Raw genomic sequence first — 21545 nt, 5'->3', positions numbered from 1 at the left:
CGGGCCGGCTCAGCCCGCGATCGGCCCGAGCACGCGCATGGAGTAGTCCACCGCGCGCACGTCCTTGGTCAGGCGGCCGATGGAGATGCGGTCCACCCCAGTCGCCGCAATCCAGCGCAACTGGTCCAGCGCCACGCCGCCCGACACCTCCAGCAGCGCACGCCCGGCGTTCACGGCGACGGCTTCGCGCATCTGCGGCTCGGTGAAGTTGTCCAGCAGCACGCTCACCGCACCGGCGTCCAGCGCCTCGCGCAATTGCTCGATGGTCTCCACCTCGACCTGGATGTCCACGCCTGCGTTCAGCGCCTGGGCCGCACGCAGAGCCGCACCCACGCCACCCGCCGCCGCGATGTGGTTCTCCTTGATCAGGATGCCGGCATACAGCGCCAGGCGCTGGTTCTGCCCACCGCCCACACGCACCGCGTACTTCTGCGCCAGGCGCAGGCCGGGCAGGGTCTTGCGGGTGTCCAGGATGGCGCAGCCGCGCGGGTTGGGACTGGCGCCGGCTACCGCGTCCACATGGGCGCGGGTGATCGTGGCGGTGCCGGAGAGCAGCTGCAGAAAGTTCAGCGCCGGGCGCTCCGCACTCAGCAGCGCGCGGCCATCGGCCTGGATGCGGCAGACCAGGCTGTCCGGCGTCATCGCAGCGCCTTCGTCGTACAGCCACTCGATGCGGGTGGTGGCGTCCAGCGCGGCGAACACGCCGTCGAACCAGTCACGGCCGCACAGCACCGCGGCCTCGCGCACCTTCACTTGCGCCGCCACGCGACGGCCGGCGGGCACCAGCTGCGCCGTCCAGTCGCAGCGGCCGATGTCCTCGGCCAGCGCATCCTGGATGTTGCGCGCACGCGCCTCGGCCAGGGTCTCCTCGGCAAACATCACTCGGGCTGCCCCACGGTCAGCGTGATGTCGCCCAGGCCCTCGATACGGCCCACCAGCACATCGCCCGGCACCACCGCGCCCACGCCGGCGGGCGTGCCGGTGTAGATCAGGTCGCCCGGGTGCAGGTGATAGAGGTGGCTCAGGTTGGAGACGATCTCGGCGGCGTTCCAGATCATGTCGGCCAGGTCGCCATGCTGCTTCTCCACGCCGTTGACCGACAGCGTGATGGCGCCCTTGTCCAGGCGGCCCACGTCGCTCACGCGCACGATGTCGCCCAGGATGGCGGATTGGTCGAAGCCCTTGGCAGTGTCCCAGGGCTTGCCGGCGGCCTTGGCGGCGGCCTGCAGGTCGCGCCGGGTCATGTCCAGGCCCGCGGCATAGCCCCAGATGGCGGCCACCGCCGCCTCCGGCGTGACCTTGAACACCGGCGCACCCAGGGCGAGCACCAGCTCCATCTCGTAGTGGTAGTTCTTAGTTTCCGTCGGATACGGCACGGTGGCGCCGGAGGGCGTCAGCGCATGGGCGGGTTTGGTGAAATAGAAGGGCGGCTCGCGCGTCGGGTCGGCGCCCATCTCGCGGGCATGATCGGCATAGTTGCGGCCGACGCAGAAGATGCGGCGCACCGCGTAGCGCGCGTCCGTGCCACGGACGGCGGCGCTGGGAATCTCGGCCGGAGGGAAGACGAAATTGCTCATGGCATGGCTTGGACGATGCAAAGACAGCGCGCAGCATACTGGGCTGGCGATGGCCCTGACGCTGCTGGCGCTGATGACCGGCTGCGCCACGCGGTCGCCGGCGCCGGCAAGCGCACCATCGAGCAGCGCACCCACCGACCGCGACGGCCCGCTACCCAACCCGCCCGCCGACCTGAGCCGCGTGCCTGACGCCGTGCCGCGGCTGGAGCCCATCCGCATCGGGGGGCCCAACAAGCCCTACGAGGTGCTCGGCGAGCGCTACGAACCCATCGCGACAGACGCGCCCTACGCCGACCGAGGCCTGGCCTCCTGGTACGGCCGCAAGTTCCACGGCCGGCCCACCGCCAGCGGCGAGGTCTACAACATGTACGCGATGACGGCCGCGCACGCGACGTTGCCCATCCCGAGCTACGCCCGCGTGCGCAACCCGGCCAACGGCCGCGAAATCATCGTGCGCATCAACGACCGCGGGCCCTTTCACAAGGGCCGCATCATCGACCTGAGCTACACCGCCGCCCTCAAGCTCGACCTGCTGCGCGGCGTGGCCCCGGTGGAGGTGAAGCGCATCACCTACGCCGAGATCCGCGCGGGCAACTGGCAGCTGCCCGCCAACGAGCCGGCGCCGGTCTATGTGCCTGACACGCCTCCGGGCGGCCCCGTGCGCGAGACCACGCCGGGCGCGGCGGTCACGTACTGGCTGCAGTTCGGCGCCTTCGGCAAGCTCGACGGCGCCGAAGCCCTGCGCCAGTACGTGGCCGAGGCCGATCTCACGCTGCTGCCACTGCTCACCATCGTGCGAGAAGCCGGCCTGCACCGCCTGCGCGCCGGCCCCTTCCCCACGGCTGACGAGGCTCGCAGCACCGCCACTCGCCTGCGCGAGACGCGGGGGCTGGACACCACGCTGGTAGAGAAACGCTAAGCCTGGGGCACTAACGCCCCCCGGCCACGTCCAGGATGGCGCCCACGGTGTAGCTCGCCCCATCACCCAGCAGCCACACGATGGCCTCGGCGATCTCTTCGGGCCGGCCCAGGCGCTGGATGGGGATGGTGGCCGCCACGCTCTGCGGGTCCAGGCCGCTGTCGGCATGGATCTCCGTCTCGATGACGCCTGGGCGCACCCCGTTGACGCGAATGCCCTCGGTGATGAGCTCACGCGCCAGGCCCTTGGTCAGCGTGTCCACCGCGCCCTTGGTGGCGGCGTAGTCCACATAGATGCCGGCGGAGCCGAACTCCGCCGCCCGTGAGCTGAGGTTGACGATCGCGCCCCCCTGGCCAATGCGGGCGGTGCTCATGCGCTGCGCCGCCTGCTGGCAGCACAGCAGCGTGCCCACGACGTTCACGTCGAACAGGCGCCGCCAGCGCGCCGGTGTCATGGCCTCCAGCCGGGCCGCCGGGGCGACGATGCCGGCGTTGTTCACCAAGCCCGCCAGCCGGCCGCCTGCGGCATCCAGCTGGCTGAACAACGCCTGCACTTGCGCCTCGTCGGCCACATCCGCCCGCAGCGACAGGGCTTGCCGGCCCAGGGCTCGCACCTTCGCGGCCACCGCCTCGGCGGCGGCGGCGTCGCGGGCGTAGTTGATGGCCACATCCCAGCCGGCTTGGGCACAACGCAGCGCGGTGGCTGCGCCAATGCCGCGGGAGCCGCCGGTGATCAAGATCCAGTTCGACATGCGTGGCATTGTCAGGTTGTCGGAGATGATGTGAGGCTGTTCATGAAATTCCTCGACGTCCCGACCCTGCTGCAGATCAGCACGGCCTTCAACCTGATGGCGGCGCTGGCCTGGCTCGTGCTGGCCAAGGCCTTTCGCATCGCGCCGCGCGCCAGCTGGCTAATGGTGGCCAGCCATCTCGCCCGCGTCCCGCACCTGAGTTGCGGCGACTGCATGGTGGGCTGGCCGGCCGCCGTGCGACTTGGCCTCACCGAACTGCTGCTGCTGGCCAGCATCGTGCTGTTGCTGCTGGCCCTGCGCCGCATGCTGGGCAGCCGGGTGCGGCCGCGCCACATCGCCTGGATCAGCGGCGCCGGGGCCGTGGGCATCGTGGCGGGCATGGCCAGCGGCTCCGCCATCGCGCCGCAAGGCGTCAACCTGCTGACCGTGGCGGTGCTGGCCGCGCTGGCCGTGCGCGAGATCTGGCGCGGCGTGGGTGATCGGCTCTCGACCGGCATCACCGTCTGCACCGCCCTGCCCTTCGCGGCACTGTTCGTGCTGAGCCTGCTGCAGGCCAGCCTGCTCATCCTGGTGCCCGGCTGGGGCGAGCGGCTGCTGGCCAACCCGCTGCCCGGCCCCTGGCGGGCGGCGCTGGGCCTGATGCTGACCGTGGGCATCAGCCTCAGCCTGATCGCACTGATGATCTGGCGGCTGATCATGCGCATCCAGCACCTGACGCACCGCGACCCGCTGACCGGCGCACTCAACCGGCGCGCCTTCGAGCAGGCCCTGGCGGAGGCCCAGGCGCAGCTGGCCCGCGGCCGGGGCTTCGCGTTGATCATGATCGACATCGACCACTTCAAGCGCGTCAACGATGCCCATGGCCATGCGGCGGGCGACGCCGCCCTGCTGCATTGCGTGGCGCTGTGGCAGGCCAGCCTGCGTGAGCTGGACCGCCTCGGGCGGCTGGGCGGCGAGGAGTTCTGCGTGCTGCTGCCGCTGTCCTCGCCGCGCGACCAGGCCGCTGCCGCGATGATTGCCGAGCGGCTGCGCGCCCGGTTGGAAGCCAGCCCGCTGCGGTGGCAGTCGCAAGACCTGCCCCTCACCGCCAGCTTCGGGGTCGCACTGCCGGGGGTGGGCGATGCCCGGGGCGAAGGGGTGCTGGCACGTGCCGACGCCGAGCTCTACCGCGCCAAGGCCGAGGGCCGCAACCGGGTCTGCGTGGCCGATCAACCGACGCCGGGGCCTGCATGACGGTGACGTCCGCCCAGACCCTGACGCTGCTGGCCGGCGTCATCCTGATCGCCGCCACCGCCACCATCGTCTGGCTGGCCATGGCCCTGGTCGCGCGGGTGGCACCGCGGGCCTCGCTCGCCCTGGCCTGCAGCAATGCCGCCGCGGCCGGCTCGCTGACGCTGCACGCGCTGCGCGGCCAGTTGCCCGATACCTTCACCTACTGGCCAAGCGACCTGCTGATCATCACGTCGTTCGCGCTGCTGGGGGCGGCCGTATCAGACATCACCACACGACGACTGGCCTGGCGGGCGAGCGCCGCCGTCGTGCTGATCGCCGCCCTTGCGCTGCTGCAATTGCCCTATGAAGGCGACCTGCGATGGCAGTCCCGCATCGTCAGCGTGGCGGGTGCCAGCCTGGCGCTGATGGCAGGCCTGCGGGCCCGCCGCTCACTGGGCCACCGCACGGACGGCCGGCTGTCGCCCGCGCCGCTGACGCTCCCCCTGTTCCTGATCGCGGTGCTGATGGGCGCCCGCGCGGTGGAGACCTTCATCAACCCCGGCCACACGCCGGACATGCGGGTGCCGACCGGGTTCAACCTCGTCTTCCTGTGGGGCTCGCTGGTGCTGACCCTGCTGCAGAACGCGACCGCGGCCTTCATGGTGATGATGCGGCTCATCCTGCGCATCGAGCGCCTGCTGGAGCGCGACCCGCTCACCGGCACCCTCAACCGCCGCGCCTTCGATGCCGCGCTGGAGCAGGCCCATGCGGGCTTCCTGCGCGGTCGCGGCTACGCCCTGGTCATGATCGACATGGACCGTTTCAAGCACCTCAACGACACCCTGGGTCATGCAGCAGGCGACGCCGCGCTGCGCCAGATGGTGGAGGAACTGCGCCCCTGCATCCGCGAGGTGGACCGCTTCGGCCGCCTGGGCGGCGAGGAGTTCTGCCTGCTGCTGACCGACACCGACCTCACCGGCGCCGCCCTGGTGGCCGAGCGCATGCGCATGCTGGTGGAAGAGGCCCCGCTGCGCTGGGCGGCGCAGGACTGGCCCCTGAGCGCGAGCTTCGGCATTGCCGAGGCCGAGCCTGGGGACGCCGACGCCCGCGCCGTGCTGGCCCGGGCCGATGCGGCGCTCTACCGCGCGAAGAGCCAGGGGCGCAACCTCGTGCAGGCCTGACACGGCATCCGCGGGCCGGCGCCAACGCCCCGAAGCGAATCACTTCTGCTCCAGACCTGGCGCCTGGCAAGCGGCACGCAAACAACGGGAGGAGCAGCGACAAAGCCCAGCTTGAGGCAATATACAAAAACCGATATGCTGCAAGCGCGCGATGAAGCCACTCACCTTCAAAGGCAGTTCACTGGCGGACCTGAAAGCGTTTCCTGGTTCGGCGATGCGCGAAGCGGGCTACCAGCTCAATCGCATCCAGCTCGGCGAGGAGCCGCATGATTGGAAGCCGATGAGCACGGTCGGGGCCGGCGTGATGGAGATTCGGATTCAAGATCAGGCCGGCGCATTCCGGGTGGTCTATGTCGCCAAGTTCAGCGCCGGCGTTTACGTGCTTCACTGTTTCCAGAAGAAGACGCAGGCGACCAGCCGGGCCGACTTGGCGCTGGCGCAGAAGCGTTACCGTGAACTCATGCAGGAGTTGAGGCCATGACCGACAAGACCTTCACCAACGTCTGGGATGCTCTTTCCGAGTCGCCGGCCGAGGCCGAGAACATGAAGCTGCGGTCCTCGCTCATGATCGCGCTGGAAACGCAGATCAAGGCGCGCGGCTGGACGCAGATCGAGGCCGCACGTCGACTCGGCGTGTCTCAGCCCCGCATCTCCGACCTGCTGCGCGGCAAGATCAACCAGTTCAGCCTGGATGCCCTGGTCAACATGGCTGTGGATGCCGGGCTGCATGTCGAGGTACTGGTGACCGAGCCGACGTGACGCGCGGCCGCCGGCTGACTCCCCAGGTGTCAGCGGCATGCCGCAGCCGTGCGTCTGCGCGCCGCCTCACCACACCTTGCAGTGCTCGCCCGGCTTCTTCACGAGCTTGGCGCCCGGCTTGCACGCGAAGGCCTGCTCGAACTCCGGCATGTTGACCACCACGCCGTTGATGCGCCATTGCGACGGCGAGTGCGGGTCGATGCGGGCCTTCACGCGCAGGGCCTCGGGGCGGGCCTCGCCGCAGTCCCACTGCGCAAAGCCCACGAAGAAGCGCTGCTCAGGCGTCATGCCGTCACGGTTCTCCAGCGTTCGGCCCTTCATGTGCGACTTCCAGGCTTCCCAGGCCAGCACCAGGCCGCCCAGGTCAGCCAGGTCTTCGCCCAGCGTCAGCTTGGAATTGATCTTGATGTCGTCAACCACGGTGTAGGTCGCGTACTGGTCGGCCACGCAGGCGGCGCGCTTTTCGAACTGCTGGCCGTCCTTCTTCGTCCACCAGTTCTTGAGGTTGCCCTGGGCATCGAACTGCCGGCCTTCGTCGTCGAAGCCGTGGGTGAGCTCATGGCCGATGGTGCCGCCGGTATTGCCGTAGTTGGGCGCCTCGTCCATGCGCGGGTCGTACAGCGGCGGCAGCAGCACGGCGGCCGGGAAGTTGATGTCGTTCATCTGCGCGTCGTAGTAGGCATTGACCGTCTGCGGGGTCATGTTCCATTCGCCGCGGTCCAGGGGCTGGCCGATCTTGGCCAGGCGACGCCGGGCTTCGAACACGTTGCCACGCACCACGTTGCCGAGGAAGTCGCCGCGCTGCACCGCGTAGCTGCCGTAGTCGCGCCAGCGCTCGGGGTAGCCCACCTTGTTGACGATGGCCTTGAGCTTGGCCTGGGCGCGCGCCTTGGTTTCGGCGCTCATCCAGCCGAGGCTGTCGATGCTGCGCGCCATGGCGGCCTCGATCTCGTCGGTCATCTGCACGGTGGCGGCCTTCAGGTCGGGCGTGAAGTTGCGCGCCACGAACTCCTGGCCAAGGGCCTCGCCGAGCTGCACGTCCACCAGCTCCACGCAGCGCTTCCATCGCGCCTTGAGCTGCGGCGTGCCGGTCAGGGCCTGGCCGTAGAAGTCGAAGTTGGCCTGCACGAAGCCGTTGTCCAGCGCGGGGCTCAGGCTGCTGGTGAGTTGCCAGCGCAGATAGGTCTTGAGCTCGGCGAGCGGCAGCCGCTGCAGCCGGGCACCCAACGCCTTGAAGAAGGCCGGCTCGGTCACGTTGTAGCGCGCCTGGCCGGGCGGGGTGCCCAGCGCGGTCTGGTAGGCGGCCCAGTCGAAGCCGGGCATCAGCGCCTGCAGGCCGCGGGCATCCACCACATGGAAGGTCTTGTAGGGGTCACGCTTGTCGACCTTGGACAGCGACGCCCGCGCCAGCACCGTCTCGGTGGCCAGCACGCTGCGTGCGGCGGCCTTGGCGGCGGCGGGCGTCTCGCCCAGCAGCTCGAAGGTACGCGCCACATGCGCCTCGTAGGCGGTGCGGATCTGCAGGGTCTTGGCGTCGCGCTTGAGGTAGTAGTCGCGGTCGGGCAGGCCCAGGCCGCCCGCGTAGGCGAAGGCGATCTGGCGTGTGGCGTCGGCAAAGTCCTGCCCGGCGCTGAAGCCGAAGAACAGACGCTCATTGCCGGCGGCCAGGTGCAGCTCGGCCAGCAGGGCGGGCAGCTCGCGACGGTCCTTCAGGCCGTCGATGCGCGCCAGCAGTGGCTGCAGCGGCTTGAGGCCGGCGGCCTGCACCGCGGTCTCGTCCATGCAGCTGGCGAAGTAGTCGCCGAGCTTGGCCTGGTTGACCGAACGCTCGCCCGCCGCGGGTGCCGGTGCGGCCAGCGTGTTCAGCACGCCCCACAGGTAGCGCTGGTTGTCGCGGGCCATCTTGGCGTAGACCGACCAGCGCGACTCGTCCGCCGGGATGGGGTTGGTCTTGGACCAGGCCCCGCACGCGAAGCGGTAGAGGTCCTCGCACGGGTCGACCGTACGGTCCATGACCGTCACGTCCAGCGTGGGGGTGTAGGGCAGGGTCTGGAGCGGCGTGTCCTGGGGTGAGGGGCCGGACGCGTGGGCCAGGGTGGCGGCCAGCAGCGCAGGGAGCAGCAGTCGTTTCATGGGTGTTGAAGGCAATGCAGTGGTGACATTGTGGTGCGAGCCGCGGAGAGGCAGTGCCTTCGGCCATGATGTCGGGCTTGCTGAACCGACCTGCCTGACCATGACCACCCTGCTGCTGCTCGTGTCGATTGCCGAAGACCACAAGGCCCTGCTGCACGAACGCTTTCGCGTCATCGACGCCCCCGACGCGCCCCGCCGCGCGGCCGCCATCGCGGCCCATGCCGACGAGATCGAACTGGTGCTGACCAACGGCGCGACCGGCTTTCGGGCCGACGAGATCGCAGCCCTGCCCCGCCTGAAGCTGCTGGCGGCCCAGGGCGCCGGCTACGAGAACCTGGACGTGGCCGCCGCCCGCGCGCGCGGCATCCCGGTGTGCAATGGCGCCGGCACCAACGACGACTGCGTGGCCGACCACACGCTGGCCCTGTTGCTGGCCAGCGTGCGTGCGCTGCCGCAGCAAGGCGCGGCGGTGCGCGCTGGCCTGTGGCGGGACGCACTGCCGCTGTACCCGCAGTTCGGCGGGCGGCGCCTGGGCATCGTGGGCCTGGGCGGTATCGGCCGCAAGATCGCGCGCCGTGCCGAGGCCTTCGGCATGGTCATCGGTTATCACAACCGCCGCCCGCGCGACGACGCCGGCACGGCCACGTGGTTCGACAGCCCGCTGTCGCTGGCCGCCTGGGCCGACGACCTCGTCGTCGCCACGCCGGGCGGTGCGGGCACGAAGCACCTCGTGAATGCGGCTGTCCTGCAGGCTCTGGGGCCGGGCGGGCATGTGGTCAACATCGCCCGCGGCAGCTGTGTGGATACCGAGGCGCTGGCTGCGGCCCTGCGCGCGGGCGCGATTGCCGGCGCGGCGCTCGATGTCTATGAAGGCGAGCCTTCGCCGCCCCAGGCCCTGCTCGGCCTGGACAACGTCATCCTGACACCGCACGTGGCCGGCTGGTCGCCCCAGGCCATCCGGGCGACGGTGGTGAACTTCATCGCCAACGTCGACGCGCTGGCGCGGGGCGATGCCCTGCTGACGCCGGTCTGAGCCGGCAGCCCGGCCGTGCCCGGGTCAGTGGCGCTCCAGCACCTCCGTCTCACCACGCGGCGGGAAGTAGCGCCGGGTGCCGGCGTCCAGCGCGAGCTCGATGTCCTGCCGGCTCAGCGGCCTCGGATGCGCCGACGACCGGGGTTGGCGCAGCGACTGGGCCAGGCGCTGCAGGTCGGCCAGCTCGGCATCGTCCGGCATGCAGGTGTCCAGGCTCGGGTCGTGGCGCTCGCGCGAAGGGCGGCGGGCCAGGAACGCTTGGAGGGAGGGCAGGCGGCGGGAGATGTTCATCGACTTCATGAGGGCCTCCGTGACGGGCTTGTCTGAATAGACGACATCCGGCCCCGGAAAGCGACACCCTGCTTGCGGGCCACCCGCATTTGAGGGGGCGCCGGGTGACGACAATGGCGACATGCGCCCTCAATCCCTGCCCGCCCCGCTTCAGCCCTCCCCGGTGCGCGGGCGGCCCGGCGTGGAGCCGGCTTGAGCCGCTGGTCGACCGCCCCGGTCGCCCGGGCCCGGCGCCAGTCGCCCGGCCCGACGCGGGCGCTGCTGGTCTCGCTGGCCCTGCACGGGCTGCTGCTGAGCCTGACCTTCGGCGGTGAACGCCTGGGCCTGCCCGGCCTGACCCTGCCCTGGCAGGCGCGCCGCGCCGAGGTGCCCGACCTGCGGGTGGTGCTGGTGGCGCCCGAGGAGCCGACTGCCATGCCGACCGACATGCCGGCCCAGCCGCCCGCTGACCCCGCCCCCACGCCCCCGACCACCACGGCCGACATCCCCGCCCCCGCGCCGACCGGGCCCGCCACGAACGACCCAGCCGACACCCCCGCGCCGCCGACGCTTGCCGCACCCGAGACCGTCTCGGCGCCCGACCTGATCGCCGTGGCCAAGGCGGCCGACCCGCGCTGGACGGTGCCTGCCGCGCTGCCTGCCTCGGCACCGGTGGTGGCCGCCTTCGAGGCCGCGTCCAGCGCCACCGGCGAGCTGACCCGGCTGCGCGCGGTGCGCGAGCCCCTCGCGCCGCGTGACCCGGCCAGTCGCACGGCCGACCTCGCCCAGCTCGACCGCGCCCGCGGCGAGGCCGAGCAACTGGCGCAGGAACAGCGGCAGCAGGCCCAGCGTCTGGTGACGGCCCGCGCCCAGGCCGAGGCCGAGCGGCAGGAAGCCACGCGCCTGGCGGCGGAGCAGAAGGCCGCTGAACAACGGCTGGCCGAGCAGAAGCTGGCTGAGCAAAAGCTCGCGGCCCAGCAGGCCGCCGAGCGGCTGGCAGCTGAACAGCAGGCGGCAGCGCGCGCGGAGGCCGCCCGGCAGGAGGCGACCCGCCAGGAAGCCCAGCGGCTGGAGGCTGAACGCCTGGCCCAGGCCCGTCAGGCCGCCGCCCGCCAGGAGACCGAGCGCCAGGAGGCAGCGCGGCGGGAGGCCGCCCAACAAGCCCAACAAGCCCAGCAGGAGGCCGCACGCCGGGAGGCCGCCCAGGCCGAGGCGGCCCGCCAGCAGGCGCTGCGGCAGGAGGCGGCGCGACAGGAAGCCGCCCGGCAAGAGTTCGCCCGACAAGAGGCGCTGCGCCAGGAAGCCGCACGTCAGGCCGCGCTCCGGGAGGAGGCTGCCCGTGCGCAAGCCGCCCGGCTGGCGGAGGCCAAGGCTGCCGAAGAGCAGCGTGAAGCGCGCCTGCGCGCCATCGGCCAGCAGCTCAATGAAGAGGCCGCCCGGCGCGATGCCGCACGCCAGGCGCAGTCCAACCTGCCGTCGTCCTGGAGCACGCTGCGCCGCGGGCGGCTGTTCGGCCGCGCCGATGCGAATGCCGAGATGGTGCTCTATGCGGAGGCCTGGGCGCGCAAGCTGCAGCTGGGCAACGCCTTCGAGCTGATCCGCGACGTGGTGCGCCAGCCGCACAGCGACGCGCTGGTGACCGTGGCCATCCGGGCCGACGGCACGGTGGAGTCGATCACGGTGGTGCGCTCCAGCGGCGTGCCGGCGGTGGACGATGCCATCCGCCGCCTCATCGAAGCCCAGGCCAACTACCCGGCCTTCCCGCCGGCCCTCGCGCGCGAATACGACGTGATCGAGATCCGCCGCACCTGGCACTTCGACTCGGGTCTGCGGCTGTACTGATGGCGCGCAGCAACATGCTGCAGCGCACACAGAGGGAATTTCCGCAAGGCACCCCGCAAAGCGGGTGCTAGCGTGACTGGCTGCGTCTGGGAGCGGCCGCCCTGCCGGCCATGTCAGGCGCACTGATCGTTCCCCGCCAAGAAGACCCCACAAGGAGACATCGATGAGAACGTTCCACCGCTCGGCGCTCAGCCGGGTCTGCGGCCGCCTTGGCCTGCCCTTGCTCGCCGCCCTGTGCCTGGCCGGGCCGGCCGCGGCCAGCACGCTCACCCAGAACGTGTCCTGGACCATCGACCGCGCCGGCACCACCGCCAAGTACCGCATCGTGGCCTATGGCGATTCCATCTACGCCGGCTACAACGGCTCGGTCACGAGTGCCGCCAAGTACTCGGCCCCGACGGTGGATGCCGAATACCTGGCCGCCAAGTGGAACGCCAGCATCGAAAGCGTGCGCCGCGCCAAGTCAGGGGCGGTGGCCTCGGACGTCTACAACAACAAGATCGTGGCCGAGAAGTCCTACATGCAGGCGGCCTCCACCCGCGTGGTGACCTTCGAGATGTGCGGCAACGACGGCCTGCAGGCCCGCTCGGCCTTCAAGAGCCAGACCGGCACCTGCAACTACGCCGGCATGGACGCCGCCGTGGCCAGCTGCAAGACCTATGTCGCCTCGGCCATGGACTTCATCAACGCCAATGCCTACTCGGGCGTGAAGCTGAAGGTGATCTCCAACCTGCATTACCCCGGCTACAACGCCGACAACGTGCAGAGCAGCTGCAAGGACGCCACCACCGGCGCCACGGTCAACCTGCGGGACCGCTTCCTGCCCAAGCTCGCGCAGATGAACTACTGGATGTGCGAATACGCGCGCCAGAAGGGCTTTGTCTGTGCCGACAACTTTGCCCAGTACATGGGGGCTGACTACGACAGCAACGGTGACGGCGTCATCGACTCCGACGGCCTGCGCTTCGTAGCCGGCGAGAGCGAGGCCAGCTACGTGGCGCGCATCACCGGCACGCTCAAGAGCACCATCCGGGACGCCAACGCCAAGTTCGTGTCGGCCAGCAGCAGCTACGACTACATCCAGTCCGACGACACCCACCCCACCTACAGCGGCGGCACGGTGTCGGCCGGCCTGTTCGGCGGCACCACCGGCTCGGGCGCGGCGCGCTACACCTCGTTCACGAACGGCAAGAGCCCGATCTGGAATCAGTACGGGCATGAGCGCATGGGCTGGGCGATCTCCACGTCCAACCCGGCGGCACCCTGAGGCAAGCGCCGCATGAAGCCACGCCTGGACTCGCACCGGAGCACGCACTGGGGCCCCTCGCCCTGGACGCTGGCCCTCGTGCTGGCCGGCGTGGCCGCGGGCCTGGCCTGGTGGTGGCCAGCGGCCGAGCCGGCGCCCGCCGTCGCCGCCATCGCGACACCCGTGGCGGCACTGCCGCTGCCCGAGGCGGCACCCGCGGTTTCACCCACCAAGGCCGAGACTGCGGCTGCCCCGGCCTCGGCCGCTTCGGCGCCGCGGCAGATCCCCCGGCTGCGTGACCCGAACGGCGACCTCACGCCTGATCTCGCCGATTACGTGAACCCCGGTGAGCGCCCGACCATGTCTGAAGTGATCCAACGCCTGCACGCCGCTGGCGTGCGCACCGGCCTGGGCGCCTTCCAGCCACCCGGCACCCGCCCGCCGATGGTCGGGCTGGCCGTGCCGGAGGACTTCCCGCTGCCGGCGGGCTATGTGCGCCACTACCAGGCCACCGACGACGGCCAGCGCATCGAGCCGATGCTGATGTTCTCGCCGGATGTGCAGACGATCGTGGTCAACGGCCGCCGCGTGGCGGTGCCGGCCGACCGCATCGTGACGCCCGAGTTGGCGCCCGCCGGCCTCACGGTGCGCCGCATCGTGGTGCCGGCCCCGGTGGACGGCCCGCGTTGAGCCCCCGCGCTCTGCTGACCCGGCTGGCGCACAGCCGGTGGCTCGGTGTCATGGCCAGCGCCGCGCTGTGCGGCCTGTATGCCCAAGGCGGGCCGGGCTGGTGGCTGGGCTTGGTGGCCCTGGTGCCGTGGCTGCGCGGGCTCGACAGCGCGGGCAGCCTCGGCCGGGCGCTGCTGGCGGCCTGGGCGATGTCGGTCGGGTTCACGCTGGCGGTCTTCTACTGGTTCGGCGCGGCGCTCGGCCAGTACACGCAGATCGGCACGGGGCTGGGCCTCGCCGGGCTGCTGCTGGCAGCGCCCTTGCTGCAGCCACAGTTCCTCAGCTTCGCGCTGGTGCGCCACCTCGCGCGGCGCGCGCATGGACCGGCCCTGTCGGCCCTGCTCGCCACGGCCGCCTGGGTGGCGACTGAATGGCTGGCGCCGCACGGCCTGGGCGACACCCTGGGCCACGGCCTGTACCCCGCGCCCTGGCTGCGCCAGGCCGCGGAGCTCGTCGGCGCGACCGGCCTGACCGCGCTGCTGCTGCTCGCCAACGAAGCGCTGAGCCAGGCCCTCTCGCGTCGCCCGCAAGGCGCGCGCGCACGGCTGCCCGCCCTGGCCGTGGCGGCCCTGCTCCCGTTGCTGACGGCCGCCTACGGCGCCTGGCGTCTGCACACGCCGCCCGATCTCGACGGCGCCACCCCGGTCCGCCTGGGCCTGGTGCAGGCCAACATCACCGACTACGAGCGCCGCCGCCGCGAGGACGGCGCGGCTGCCGTGGTGCGCGAGGTGTTGGACACCCACTTCGCGATGAGCTACGACGCCATCGAGCGCCGCGGCGCCGATGCGGTGCTGTGGTCGGAGACGGTCTACCCCACCACCTTCGGCCATCCCAAGAGCGAGGCCGGCGCAGCGCTGGATGCCGAGATCCGCACCATCGTCGACGCGGCCGGCGTGCCCTTCATCTTCGGCACCTACGACCGCGACGGTGACGGCGAATACAACGCCGCGGCCCTCGTGCAGCCCGGCGAGCCCCGCGTGGCTCGCTACCGCAAGACGCGGCTATTCCCCTTCACCGAGGCCTTGCCCGCCTGGCTGGACACCCCGGCCGTGCGGGCCGCCCTGCCCGGCGCGGGCCACTGGCGCGCGGGCGATGGCGCCCGGGTGCTGGCACTGCGCCTGCGCGGTGGCCGCGAGGTGCCGGTGCTGCCGCTGATCTGCCTGGACGACACCGACCCGCGCCTGGCCATCGACGGCGCACGGCTCGGTGCGCAGCTCATCCTGACGATGTCCAACGACGAATGGTTCACCGCCCACCCGCAGGGCGCAGCGCTGCACCAGGCGGTCGCGGCCTTTCGCAGCATCGAGACGGGCCTGCCGCAATTCCGCGTCACGACCAACGGGCTGAGCGCGGTGATCGACGCACGCGGCGCGTTGCTGGCCACCTCGCGCATGGGCGAGCGCACCCTGGTGATCGGCGAGCTGCCCGCACGCGATCCGGCACCGACGCTGATGGTGCGCTGGGGCGACTGGGTCGGCCGTGCGGCGGCGCTGCTGCTCAGCGGCTGGGTCGTGGTCGCGCTGGTGGGCCGCGTGCGCCGCGCCAGCCCTGCAACAGCCCTGCCACTGCCGACCCGGGTGCTGGTGACGACGCCTACCGTCCGCGCCGTCACCGCCGGACTGCGCCTGCTGTCACGCGCGGGCGCCCTGGTGCTGGCCGCCGACTGGCTCTGGGGCGGCGGCAGCCTGACCGGCAACACCCTGGCGCTGCTGCGCGCCTTCGCCGCGCTGTGCCTGCTGCCCGAGGCCGCTGCGGCCTGGCTGCTGCTGGCCAGCCGGGCGGAGGTGCAGCTGCAGAACGGGCAGCTGACCCTGCGCCGCGGGCCCCACCAGCTGCAGATCGCCGCGGCCGACATCGCCAGCCTGCGCCCCTGGCGGCTGCCCCTGCCGGGCACGGGCGCCACGCTGCAGCTGCAAGACGGCAAGGCCTGGCCCCAGGGCCTGATGCTGCACGACCCGTGGGCGCTGGCCAGCGCACTGCAGGTGCCGGTCGACACGGGCCCGACCCGTCTCTGGGCCTACCTGCACAGCCTGGCCCGGCGCCCCCGGTCCTGGCGGGACCACCCCGCCGTGCAGGGTCTGTTGCTGCCGCTGCTGCTGGCCCTGCCGGCCTTCCTGCTGCACCAGAACATCGCCTACGGCAGCCCGCTGGGCGAGTTCTACAGCTTTGGCCTTGCGGCCTATCTGCGGGCCTTTGGCCTGTGGTGGGCCGCGTGGATTGCGGGCGTCGCGGTGTGCGCCGTGGTGCTGCGCCTGGCCGTGGAAGCCGCCGCCCTGGCCACGGCCTGCATCAGCCCGGCCGCCACCGCCTCGCTGCGCCCGGCGCTCGACACCACGGCGCATGCGCTGCTCTACCTGGGCCTGCCCGCCTGGCTGGCCTGGCGCGCCTGGGGTTGAGTCGCTCAGTAATAGGTGAGCGTGACGCTGATGGTGTCGCTGTAGCTGCCGGGCACCGCCGCGGTCTGCCGGCCCGGAATGCGGCCATAGACGACAAAACTCTGCGCCGGAGAGAGCCCCAGGACGTCGAGGGTCACGCTTGAGCTCACGACCTGGGTTGCGCTGCTGCCATCGCCCCACAGCGTGGCGTAGGACGCATCGGTATAGAGGTTGTACGCGAGTGAGTTGCCACCGCTGCGCAGGCGCCGGCCGGCATAGCTGGCGCTGCTGCCGGCACTCAGGGCGATGTTGAACGGGATGAGCAGCCCGGCCACGCCGCCGCAGCTCACTTTCACGCTGCCGGTGGAATCGGTATTGCCGAAGGCCAACGGGTTGTAGGACCCAAAGGCGACCGACGTGGTGGCCACGGTGCAGTTGCAGGCCGCCGGCAGGCACAAGGCCTGTGCAGCGCCGGCACTGAACGACAGCGCGGCCAAGGCGAGGCGTGGGGCAAGGCTCAAGCAAGGCATGGCATCAATGGCAGATGAGGGCACCGAGTTCCGGCAGATCATCCCCCCGCGGCGGGGGCAGTGTGAAGTCGAAGCGGCATTGGCGCTGCGCGCCGCGGGCGTCCAGCCATGCGGCAGCCACCTCGTTGCGCCCCTGCGCCAGCGCGCCGAGATAGGCCCGCCCACCCAAGCCCACCGGGAAGCTGCGTGAGCTGCCCAGCGGGCGCAACTCGGCGCCCGGCGGCAGGGCTTCGCCGTTGAGCTCAAACACCTGCAGGCTGGCGCTGCGCCCGTGCTGCACCGGAAATGCGATGCGTGCCGCGCTGCGGGCGGCCGGTGTGATCTGCACCTCCACCGCCTGCACTTCGGCGTCCATCGGCAGGTCGCCCGCCTGGATACCGACGCGATTGGTCTGGTAGCCGCGCAGGCTGGTGAGAAAGGCCCGGCCCTGCGCATCGGTACGGGCCACGATCTGGTTGTCCTGCGTGACCCGCACCCCTTCATGGCCGCCAACATCCACCACCGCCAGGCCCCCCTCGATGCGCCGGCCTGCAAACGCACTGCCGTCGACCCAGGCCAGGCCACCTGCAGCGCCGGCGCGCACCTCCGTCAAGCCACCACGACGGCCCACCGCGCCGCTGAGCACCGACTGCTCGCCCTGCCAGGTGGCCTGGGCCAGCTGATGCCCGTCACTGCCAGCCAGCACCTGATAGCCCAGCCCCATACCCAAGGCCGGGTTGCGCTGTACCTGGGCCTGCACGAGGGTGGTCTGGCGCCCTTGCAAGTCGGGCTGCCGTTGCACGTTGACGCCGGCACTGTGCTGGCTGTCCAGCGCCAGGGTCCAACTGAAGGCCACCGTGGTGCCCGAGCCGCCCCGGCCCAAGTCGCGCAGCAGGATGGCGCCCACATAGCCCCAGCGCCCGATTTCTCGCCCATAGTTGACCTGGGCCAGACGGGCCTCCACGCTGCCGCCGCGCTGCCGCGTGAAGCTGACCCCCACGCCCTGCCCCGCCCAGGAGCGCCCCACCGCCACCGCCAGCACCTCACGCGCGGCCGTTGCCGACGACTGGCCAGCCTGGCTGAAGCCGCGGCTGGCATGCCGCCACTGCAGGCTGCAGCTCCAGTCCTGCGCCTGGCGGTCCAGGCCGGACTGCAGCATCCAGCCCCGCCCCGCTTGCCGCGCCTGGCTGACGGCGGTGGCGGCACTCAGCGTTCCGAGCGCCGGCCACAGCCACCAGCCCCCGGCACCGAGGGCCAGCTGGCGCCCGCTGGCCTCGGCACGCCACTCCGCCGTGAGTCGCTCGGTGAGGCCGCGTCGCTCGGTGACGCTGGCCAGCAGTCGGCCGTAACGATTGCTGCGAAGACCATAGTCCTCGCGCTCGAAGCCGACGTCCACGCTCAACGCGCGCAGCCCCGGCTTCAGCAACGCCGGGCTCACGTAGTAGGGCGTCCTGACCACCTGTTCCCGCCCGAGCAGATCCTTCACCACCGTGCGGATCTCGCCCTGACCCGTGACCACGGGCAACTCATTGAGATCGAAGGGCCCGGCCGGTACGCGGCTTTGCAGGCGCTGGCTGTTGTTCACATAGACATCCAGTGTGGAGGGCAGCGCCGCTTCGCCTTTCAGCGTGGGCAGGGGGAAACTCAGGAAGCCCGGCTGCAGCGAGAAATCGGTCCCCCACTGCACGCCGCCGTAACGCAACGCCCGCCCCCAGCTGCCGGCGTGGCTGATGCTGTCGCCCAGGCGCCATCGGGTCAGCCGCTGCGGGTCGTCGCGCTGCCAGCGAGTGTCCAGCCGGGTCATGCCGCCGCGACGTGAAAGCTGCGTGCTGCTCAGGTCGCCACGAGGGCCCAGCAGGCCAAGCTCCCAGAGGGCATCCGCCGCGGTTGGGCCGCCTTGGCGCGCTTGCACTTGCGCGTCGTAATTGAGGAAGGGGGCCCACAGGGCCGGCTCGGTCACGCGCGGCGCCTCGGCCGCGAGTTCCAGCCGCTGGCCAAGGAAGGCCGCAGCCGGGGCATCCAGCACCAGGGTCTGCGTCGCCTCGTCGATGCGCCAGCGCCAGTCGCCTTCGCGCGACAACAGCACATGCGGCTCGCCTTCCAGCCGGCGCACACCACCCGCGGGGAGTCGCAGATGCATGTCGTCCCAATGCTGGCGCGGGATGGCCAACCCCTCGGGCAGCCGCACCGCACGCCACATGCCGTCCTGCGGCACACCATTGAGCCGCACGGCCAGCAGCAGGGTCTCACCCCAGGCGGCCTGAGGGATCGAAGGAGCCACCTGTGCCTGTGCCAGGCTGCCGGCAACAAGCAGGCCGGCGCACGACAGACAGGCCCTCAAGGCCTCAGCGGCGGCCCGGCTCGGCCGGCTCATTCAAGGCCACCGTCTGCAGGCCCTGGTCGGTCTGGATCTGCACCGCCACGGCCGTCGGCGAGGCGCCAGCCACCCGGAACATTCGCTGCTCGCCAGGGAAGATGACCGCAGCACTGCCGCGCTGCGCCACGATGGCCAGCGGCTCGCCTCCCTGCCCCTGCAGGCGCAGCTCGCCCACCTTCAGATGCACGTTGCCCGTGTTGGCCACTTCGGCCAGCAAGTCGCCATTGGCGGCGCGGCTGAGCTTCCATTGTTCGCTGCGGCGCACCTGGGCCGGCTGCACGTAGACCGGCACGCGCAGGGCCACCAGCACACGCACGCTACCCGCCACATTGAGCGCGTCCGAAGGGCGTGGCATCGGCACCTCGCGCAGCACGATGCGGTAGGTCGCCTCCTGACTCAGCTCGGGGCTGCGCCGCAGGCCCAGGCGCAACACCTGTGTCTGACCTGGCTGCACGGTGAACACCGGCGGGTTGACGATCAGGTCAGTCGTCGGCCCGTCGATGTCCAGGCCCTGGACGCGCTGCCAGACGATCGCCTCGGCCTGCATCAGCACCGGCTCCTGGCCGTTGTTGAAGACCTGCACCGTGGCGCGGTCATTGGCACGGTCCAGCTTGACGGTGACCGGGGTCAACGTGACGTCGGCGGCGCGCACGGCGCATGACCATACGAACACCAGCAGGAACAAGCCCAGGAGACGAAAGAAGCGCCGCATGGCCGCCCCTCCCTCAGTAGCTGACCGTGACGGTCACGGTGTCGGTGTAGCTTCCCGGCACGACATTCGCCAGCGAGGGCAGGCGACCGTAGATCGTCAACGTCTGGGTGCTGCCGGTGCCGGTGCCTGCGGAGGTGCTGCTGCTGGCCGTGCCATCCCCCCAGACGGTGGCGCGACCCGCGTCCAGGTAGAGCTGATAACCCAGCGAATGCACGCCACTCTTCATGGCGCGCGCCGAGAAATTGGCTGGCCCGCCAGCATTCGCCCCCGCATTCAGCGCCACCGTGTAAGGCGTGGTGTTGGTGCACACCACCGACAGCGTGGACGTGGCGTCCAGCGGCACCGAGGCCGCCAGCGGGTCGATGCTGGCGCCGAAATTGAGCGTCGTGCCCGACACCGTGCAGGAGCTGGTCACGGTCGCCGTGACCTGGAAGCTGTTGCTCGCGGTACCGGCCCAGCCCGACAGGGGGCAGCTCAAGGCGGTCAGCAGCAGCGGCAGCAGTTTCTTCATGACATCCATCCCTTGCGATCCACGACAGTGGCCGGGCAACCCGCCTGACCATGGACGCTATCGTCTGCCAGGGACGGGTGTCACGTCATCAGTTGAATGCGTTAGGACTTCAGCGGCATCACCGCAAATGCGTGTAGGCAATTTGCCTGCAAGGGCATCCCGGCGTGACGGACTTGGCGGCGCGGCACCTCAGCGGCCCCGACGCCGCACCGCACCGAGCAAGGGCAACGCCAGCACAGTCAGCGCCAGCGTGCCGGGCTCGGGCAGGTCGGTGGTGGTCACGCGCGGGGCCAGTGTGTCCATGAAGATCTGGTAGTTGCCATAGGGGTTGCGGCCGTCCAGGTTCATGGTGGACATGTAGGCGATGGTGTTGCCGTCGTCGCTGATGGTGCCGGCAGCGCTGTACGTGAGGCCCAGCGTATCGGTCATCTGCTGGAAGCTGCCGGCGATCAGGTCGTAGACGAAGAGCTCGTAGTTGCCGTCGGCGTTGTGGCCGGTCAGGTCGTCCGCGCTGCTGAACACGATGCGGGTGCCGTCGCGGCTCAGGCTGGCGTCCATCGAGTCCCGCCCATTGCCGTGGGTGATCTGCAGCAGCTGGCCGCTGGCGATGTCGTAGCGGAACACCTCGGAGCTGCCGTCGGCGTTCTGGCCCAGCGGGTTGTACCTGGCGTTGAAGACGATGCTGTTGCCGTCGGCGCTGATCTCGGGGTACTGGTTGTAGCCGCTGCCGGGCGGGGAGATGGTCTTGCTGGTGCCGGTCGCGAGGTCGTACAGCACGACGCCCTGGGCAAAGGCCTCGTAGACGATGCGCTTGCCGTCACCGCTCATGCGAAAGCTCAGCGGTGCCGGCATCACCACGCCGGAGAAGGTCTGGGTGGTGGTGTCGTACAGCTTGAGCCCGACGTTGCCGATCGACACTGCGATCGTCTTGCCGTCACGGCTGATGGCCGACGACTCCGAGTAGCCCAGCGGTGTCAGCGTGGCGAGGGTGTTGGTGTTGAGGTCGTAGGTCTGCGTCTGGAAGTAGGCGTAGTTGCCGCTGATGACGTAGCGCTGGAACGCCACGCGGCTGCCATCCCCGCTGAGGCTGGGCGTCTGGTTGCCGCCGGCCAGCGAGCCGCCGGGCATGTCGGTGATCTGGCGCAGCTGAGCCGACGGGCGGTCGTAGACGAACACCTCCATGTTTCGGTCCGAGTTGCCACCGGTCGGGTTGGTGGCGGAGTAGTAGGCCAGCCGGTTGCCGTCGGCACTCAGGACGGGGCCGTAGGACTGGTAATAGCTGCCGTCGTTGGTGATCTGCAGCGGCGCGGCATGCACGCCGGCCGCCGCACCGAACAACGCGAGCGCGGGAAGCAGGGAAGTCAGGTTGCGGCTCATGAGGGTCTCCGGAAGGGGTCAGGTCCTCTTCC

The 21545-nt window shown here is 70.8% G+C and carries 20 protein-coding genes; 10 read left to right on the top strand and 10 right to left on the bottom strand.

The window, feature by feature from the left end; all coding sequences use genetic code 11:
- Window positions 1–9 precede the first annotated feature (9 nt).
- On the bottom strand, window positions 10–879 hold the full coding sequence (nadC, locus tag CDO81_RS09660; RefSeq protein WP_088482962.1) for a carboxylating nicotinate-nucleotide diphosphorylase: 870 nt from the start codon (window positions 877–879) through the stop codon (window positions 10–12).
- Window positions 879–1577, bottom strand: a complete 699-nt coding sequence (locus CDO81_RS09655; protein ID WP_088482961.1) for a fumarylacetoacetate hydrolase family protein — start codon at window positions 1575–1577, stop codon at window positions 879–881. Before CDO81_RS09655 ends, nadC begins: the two co-directional genes overlap by 1 nt.
- 49 nt (window positions 1578–1626) lie before the next feature.
- On the opposite strand from CDO81_RS09655, the gene CDO81_RS09650 reads away from it, so the two are divergent.
- Window positions 1627–2496 (top strand): septal ring lytic transglycosylase RlpA family protein, encoded by an 870-nt coding sequence (locus CDO81_RS09650; protein ID WP_241516935.1) that lies wholly within the window; start codon window positions 1627–1629, stop codon window positions 2494–2496.
- Window positions 2497–2506: 10 nt separating this feature from the next.
- Here the strand turns inward: CDO81_RS09650 and CDO81_RS09645 are convergent, their stop codons facing one another.
- Window positions 2507–3247 carry an SDR family oxidoreductase gene (locus CDO81_RS09645; RefSeq protein ID WP_088482959.1) on the bottom strand — a complete coding sequence of 247 codons (741 nt, stop codon included), beginning with the start codon at window positions 3245–3247 and terminating at the stop codon, window positions 2507–2509.
- Between the two features lie 42 nt (window positions 3248–3289).
- On the opposite strand from CDO81_RS09645, the gene CDO81_RS09640 reads away from it, so the two are divergent.
- From CDO81_RS09640 to CDO81_RS09625, 4 genes are all read left to right on the top strand, one after another.
- Window positions 3290–4480 (top strand): GGDEF domain-containing protein, encoded by a 1191-nt coding sequence (locus CDO81_RS09640; RefSeq protein ID WP_088482958.1) that lies wholly within the window; start codon window positions 3290–3292, stop codon window positions 4478–4480.
- Complete coding sequence (locus CDO81_RS09635; protein WP_088482957.1) at window positions 4477–5640, top strand: GGDEF domain-containing protein; 1164 nt, start codon at window positions 4477–4479, stop codon at window positions 5638–5640. Before CDO81_RS09640 ends, CDO81_RS09635 begins: the two co-directional genes overlap by 4 nt.
- Window positions 5641–5791: 151 nt before the next feature.
- Window positions 5792–6121 (top strand): type II toxin-antitoxin system RelE/ParE family toxin, encoded by a 330-nt coding sequence (locus tag CDO81_RS09630; protein WP_088482956.1) that lies wholly within the window; start codon window positions 5792–5794, stop codon window positions 6119–6121.
- The gene (locus CDO81_RS09625; RefSeq protein WP_088482955.1) at window positions 6118–6399 is read left to right on the top strand and encodes a helix-turn-helix domain-containing protein; all 282 of its coding nucleotides are present in this window, start codon (window positions 6118–6120) and stop codon (window positions 6397–6399) included. The genes CDO81_RS09630 and CDO81_RS09625 overlap by 4 nt, the downstream gene beginning before the upstream one ends.
- A gap of 66 nt (window positions 6400–6465) precedes the next feature.
- On the opposite strand, the gene CDO81_RS09620 is transcribed toward CDO81_RS09625, so the two are convergent.
- Window positions 6466–8532: a M13 family metallopeptidase gene (locus CDO81_RS09620; protein WP_088482954.1), complete on the bottom strand. Its 2067-nt coding sequence runs from the start codon at window positions 8530–8532 to the stop codon at window positions 6466–6468.
- A 100-nt stretch (window positions 8533–8632) separates the two neighbouring features.
- Here CDO81_RS09620 and CDO81_RS09615 point away from each other — a divergent pair, with 100 nt between their 5' ends.
- A complete protein-coding gene (locus CDO81_RS09615; protein ID WP_088482953.1) occupies window positions 8633–9565 on the top strand; it encodes an NAD(P)-dependent oxidoreductase in 933 nt (310 codons plus the stop codon).
- Between the two features lie 24 nt (window positions 9566–9589).
- Here CDO81_RS09615 and CDO81_RS09610 read toward each other — a convergent pair whose 3' ends face one another.
- Window positions 9590–9865, bottom strand: coding sequence for a hypothetical protein (locus tag CDO81_RS09610; RefSeq protein ID WP_088482952.1), 276 nt, complete (start codon window positions 9863–9865; stop codon window positions 9590–9592).
- Between the two features lie 183 nt (window positions 9866–10048).
- On the opposite strand from CDO81_RS09610, the gene CDO81_RS09605 reads away from it, so the two are divergent.
- From CDO81_RS09605 to lnt, 4 genes are all read left to right on the top strand, one after another.
- The gene (locus CDO81_RS09605) at window positions 10049–11677 is read left to right on the top strand and encodes a TonB family protein (protein WP_088482951.1); all 1629 of its coding nucleotides are present in this window, start codon (window positions 10049–10051) and stop codon (window positions 11675–11677) included.
- A gap of 163 nt (window positions 11678–11840) precedes the next feature.
- Window positions 11841–12944, top strand: coding sequence for an SGNH/GDSL hydrolase family protein (locus tag CDO81_RS09600; RefSeq protein ID WP_088482950.1), 1104 nt, complete (start codon window positions 11841–11843; stop codon window positions 12942–12944).
- A 12-nt stretch (window positions 12945–12956) separates the two neighbouring features.
- Window positions 12957–13613 (top strand): hypothetical protein, encoded by a 657-nt coding sequence (locus CDO81_RS09595; RefSeq protein ID WP_088482949.1) that lies wholly within the window; start codon window positions 12957–12959, stop codon window positions 13611–13613.
- Window positions 13610–16048 (top strand): apolipoprotein N-acyltransferase, encoded by a 2439-nt coding sequence (gene lnt / locus CDO81_RS09590; protein WP_241516934.1) that lies wholly within the window; start codon window positions 13610–13612, stop codon window positions 16046–16048. The genes CDO81_RS09595 and lnt overlap by 4 nt, the downstream gene beginning before the upstream one ends.
- A gap of 5 nt (window positions 16049–16053) precedes the next feature.
- On the opposite strand, the gene CDO81_RS09585 is transcribed toward lnt, so the two are convergent.
- The 5 genes from CDO81_RS09585 to CDO81_RS09565 all read right to left on the bottom strand — a co-directional run bounded on the left by CDO81_RS09585 (window position 16054) and on the right by CDO81_RS09565 (window position 21513).
- Window positions 16054–16548 carry a Csu type fimbrial protein gene (locus CDO81_RS09585; RefSeq protein WP_241516932.1) on the bottom strand — a complete coding sequence of 165 codons (495 nt, stop codon included), beginning with the start codon at window positions 16546–16548 and terminating at the stop codon, window positions 16054–16056.
- A gap of 13 nt (window positions 16549–16561) precedes the next feature.
- Complete coding sequence (locus CDO81_RS09580) at window positions 16562–18817, bottom strand: fimbria/pilus outer membrane usher protein (protein ID WP_158218219.1); 2256 nt, start codon at window positions 18815–18817, stop codon at window positions 16562–16564.
- Window positions 18818–18881: 64 nt separating this feature from the next.
- Window positions 18882–19625, bottom strand: a complete 744-nt coding sequence (locus tag CDO81_RS09575; RefSeq protein ID WP_088482945.1) for a fimbrial biogenesis chaperone — start codon at window positions 19623–19625, stop codon at window positions 18882–18884.
- A gap of 13 nt (window positions 19626–19638) precedes the next feature.
- Window positions 19639–20136: a Csu type fimbrial protein gene (locus CDO81_RS09570; RefSeq protein ID WP_088483051.1), complete on the bottom strand. Its 498-nt coding sequence runs from the start codon at window positions 20134–20136 to the stop codon at window positions 19639–19641.
- A gap of 189 nt (window positions 20137–20325) precedes the next feature.
- Window positions 20326–21513 (bottom strand): TolB-like translocation protein, encoded by a 1188-nt coding sequence (locus tag CDO81_RS09565; protein ID WP_088482944.1) that lies wholly within the window; start codon window positions 21511–21513, stop codon window positions 20326–20328.
- Window positions 21514–21545 lie beyond the last annotated feature (32 nt).

It is taken from the genome of Roseateles puraquae, assembly GCF_002205845.1.
In the GTDB taxonomy this organism is placed as follows: Bacteria; Pseudomonadota; Gammaproteobacteria; order Burkholderiales; family Burkholderiaceae_C; genus Pelomonas; species Pelomonas puraquae.
Note: the sequence above shows the minus strand (reverse complement) of the source record. Positions and strands in the feature narration are given on the sequence as shown.

Bases quoted from the DNA above. Each gene is read 5' to 3' on its own strand.
- nadC (WP_088482962.1), bottom strand. From the start codon at position 879: ATGTTTGCCGAGGAGACCCTGGCCGAGGCGCGTGCGCGCAACATCCAG.
- CDO81_RS09655 (WP_088482961.1), bottom strand. From the start codon at position 1,577: ATGAGCAATTTCGTCTTCCCTCCGGCCGAGATTCCCAGCGCCGCCGTC.
- CDO81_RS09650 (WP_241516935.1), top strand. From the start codon at position 1,627: ATGGCCCTGACGCTGCTGGCGCTGATGACCGGCTGCGCCACGCGGTCG.
- CDO81_RS09645 (WP_088482959.1), bottom strand. From the start codon at position 3,247: ATGTCGAACTGGATCTTGATCACCGGCGGCTCCCGCGGCATTGGCGCA.
- CDO81_RS09640 (WP_088482958.1), top strand. From the start codon at position 3,290: ATGAAATTCCTCGACGTCCCGACCCTGCTGCAGATCAGCACGGCCTTC.
- CDO81_RS09635 (WP_088482957.1), top strand. From the start codon at position 4,477: ATGACGGTGACGTCCGCCCAGACCCTGACGCTGCTGGCCGGCGTCATC.
- CDO81_RS09630 (WP_088482956.1), top strand. From the start codon at position 5,792: ATGAAGCCACTCACCTTCAAAGGCAGTTCACTGGCGGACCTGAAAGCG.
- CDO81_RS09625 (WP_088482955.1), top strand. From the start codon at position 6,118: ATGACCGACAAGACCTTCACCAACGTCTGGGATGCTCTTTCCGAGTCG.
- CDO81_RS09620 (WP_088482954.1), bottom strand. From the start codon at position 8,532: ATGAAACGACTGCTGCTCCCTGCGCTGCTGGCCGCCACCCTGGCCCAC.
- CDO81_RS09615 (WP_088482953.1), top strand. From the start codon at position 8,633: ATGACCACCCTGCTGCTGCTCGTGTCGATTGCCGAAGACCACAAGGCC.
- CDO81_RS09610 (WP_088482952.1), bottom strand. From the start codon at position 9,865: ATGAAGTCGATGAACATCTCCCGCCGCCTGCCCTCCCTCCAAGCGTTC.
- CDO81_RS09600 (WP_088482950.1), top strand. From the start codon at position 11,841: ATGAGAACGTTCCACCGCTCGGCGCTCAGCCGGGTCTGCGGCCGCCTT.
- CDO81_RS09595 (WP_088482949.1), top strand. From the start codon at position 12,957: ATGAAGCCACGCCTGGACTCGCACCGGAGCACGCACTGGGGCCCCTCG.
- CDO81_RS09575 (WP_088482945.1), bottom strand. From the start codon at position 19,625: ATGCGGCGCTTCTTTCGTCTCCTGGGCTTGTTCCTGCTGGTGTTCGTA.
- CDO81_RS09570 (WP_088483051.1), bottom strand. From the start codon at position 20,136: ATGAAGAAACTGCTGCCGCTGCTGCTGACCGCCTTGAGCTGCCCCCTG.
- CDO81_RS09565 (WP_088482944.1), bottom strand. From the start codon at position 21,513: ATGAGCCGCAACCTGACTTCCCTGCTTCCCGCGCTCGCGTTGTTCGGT.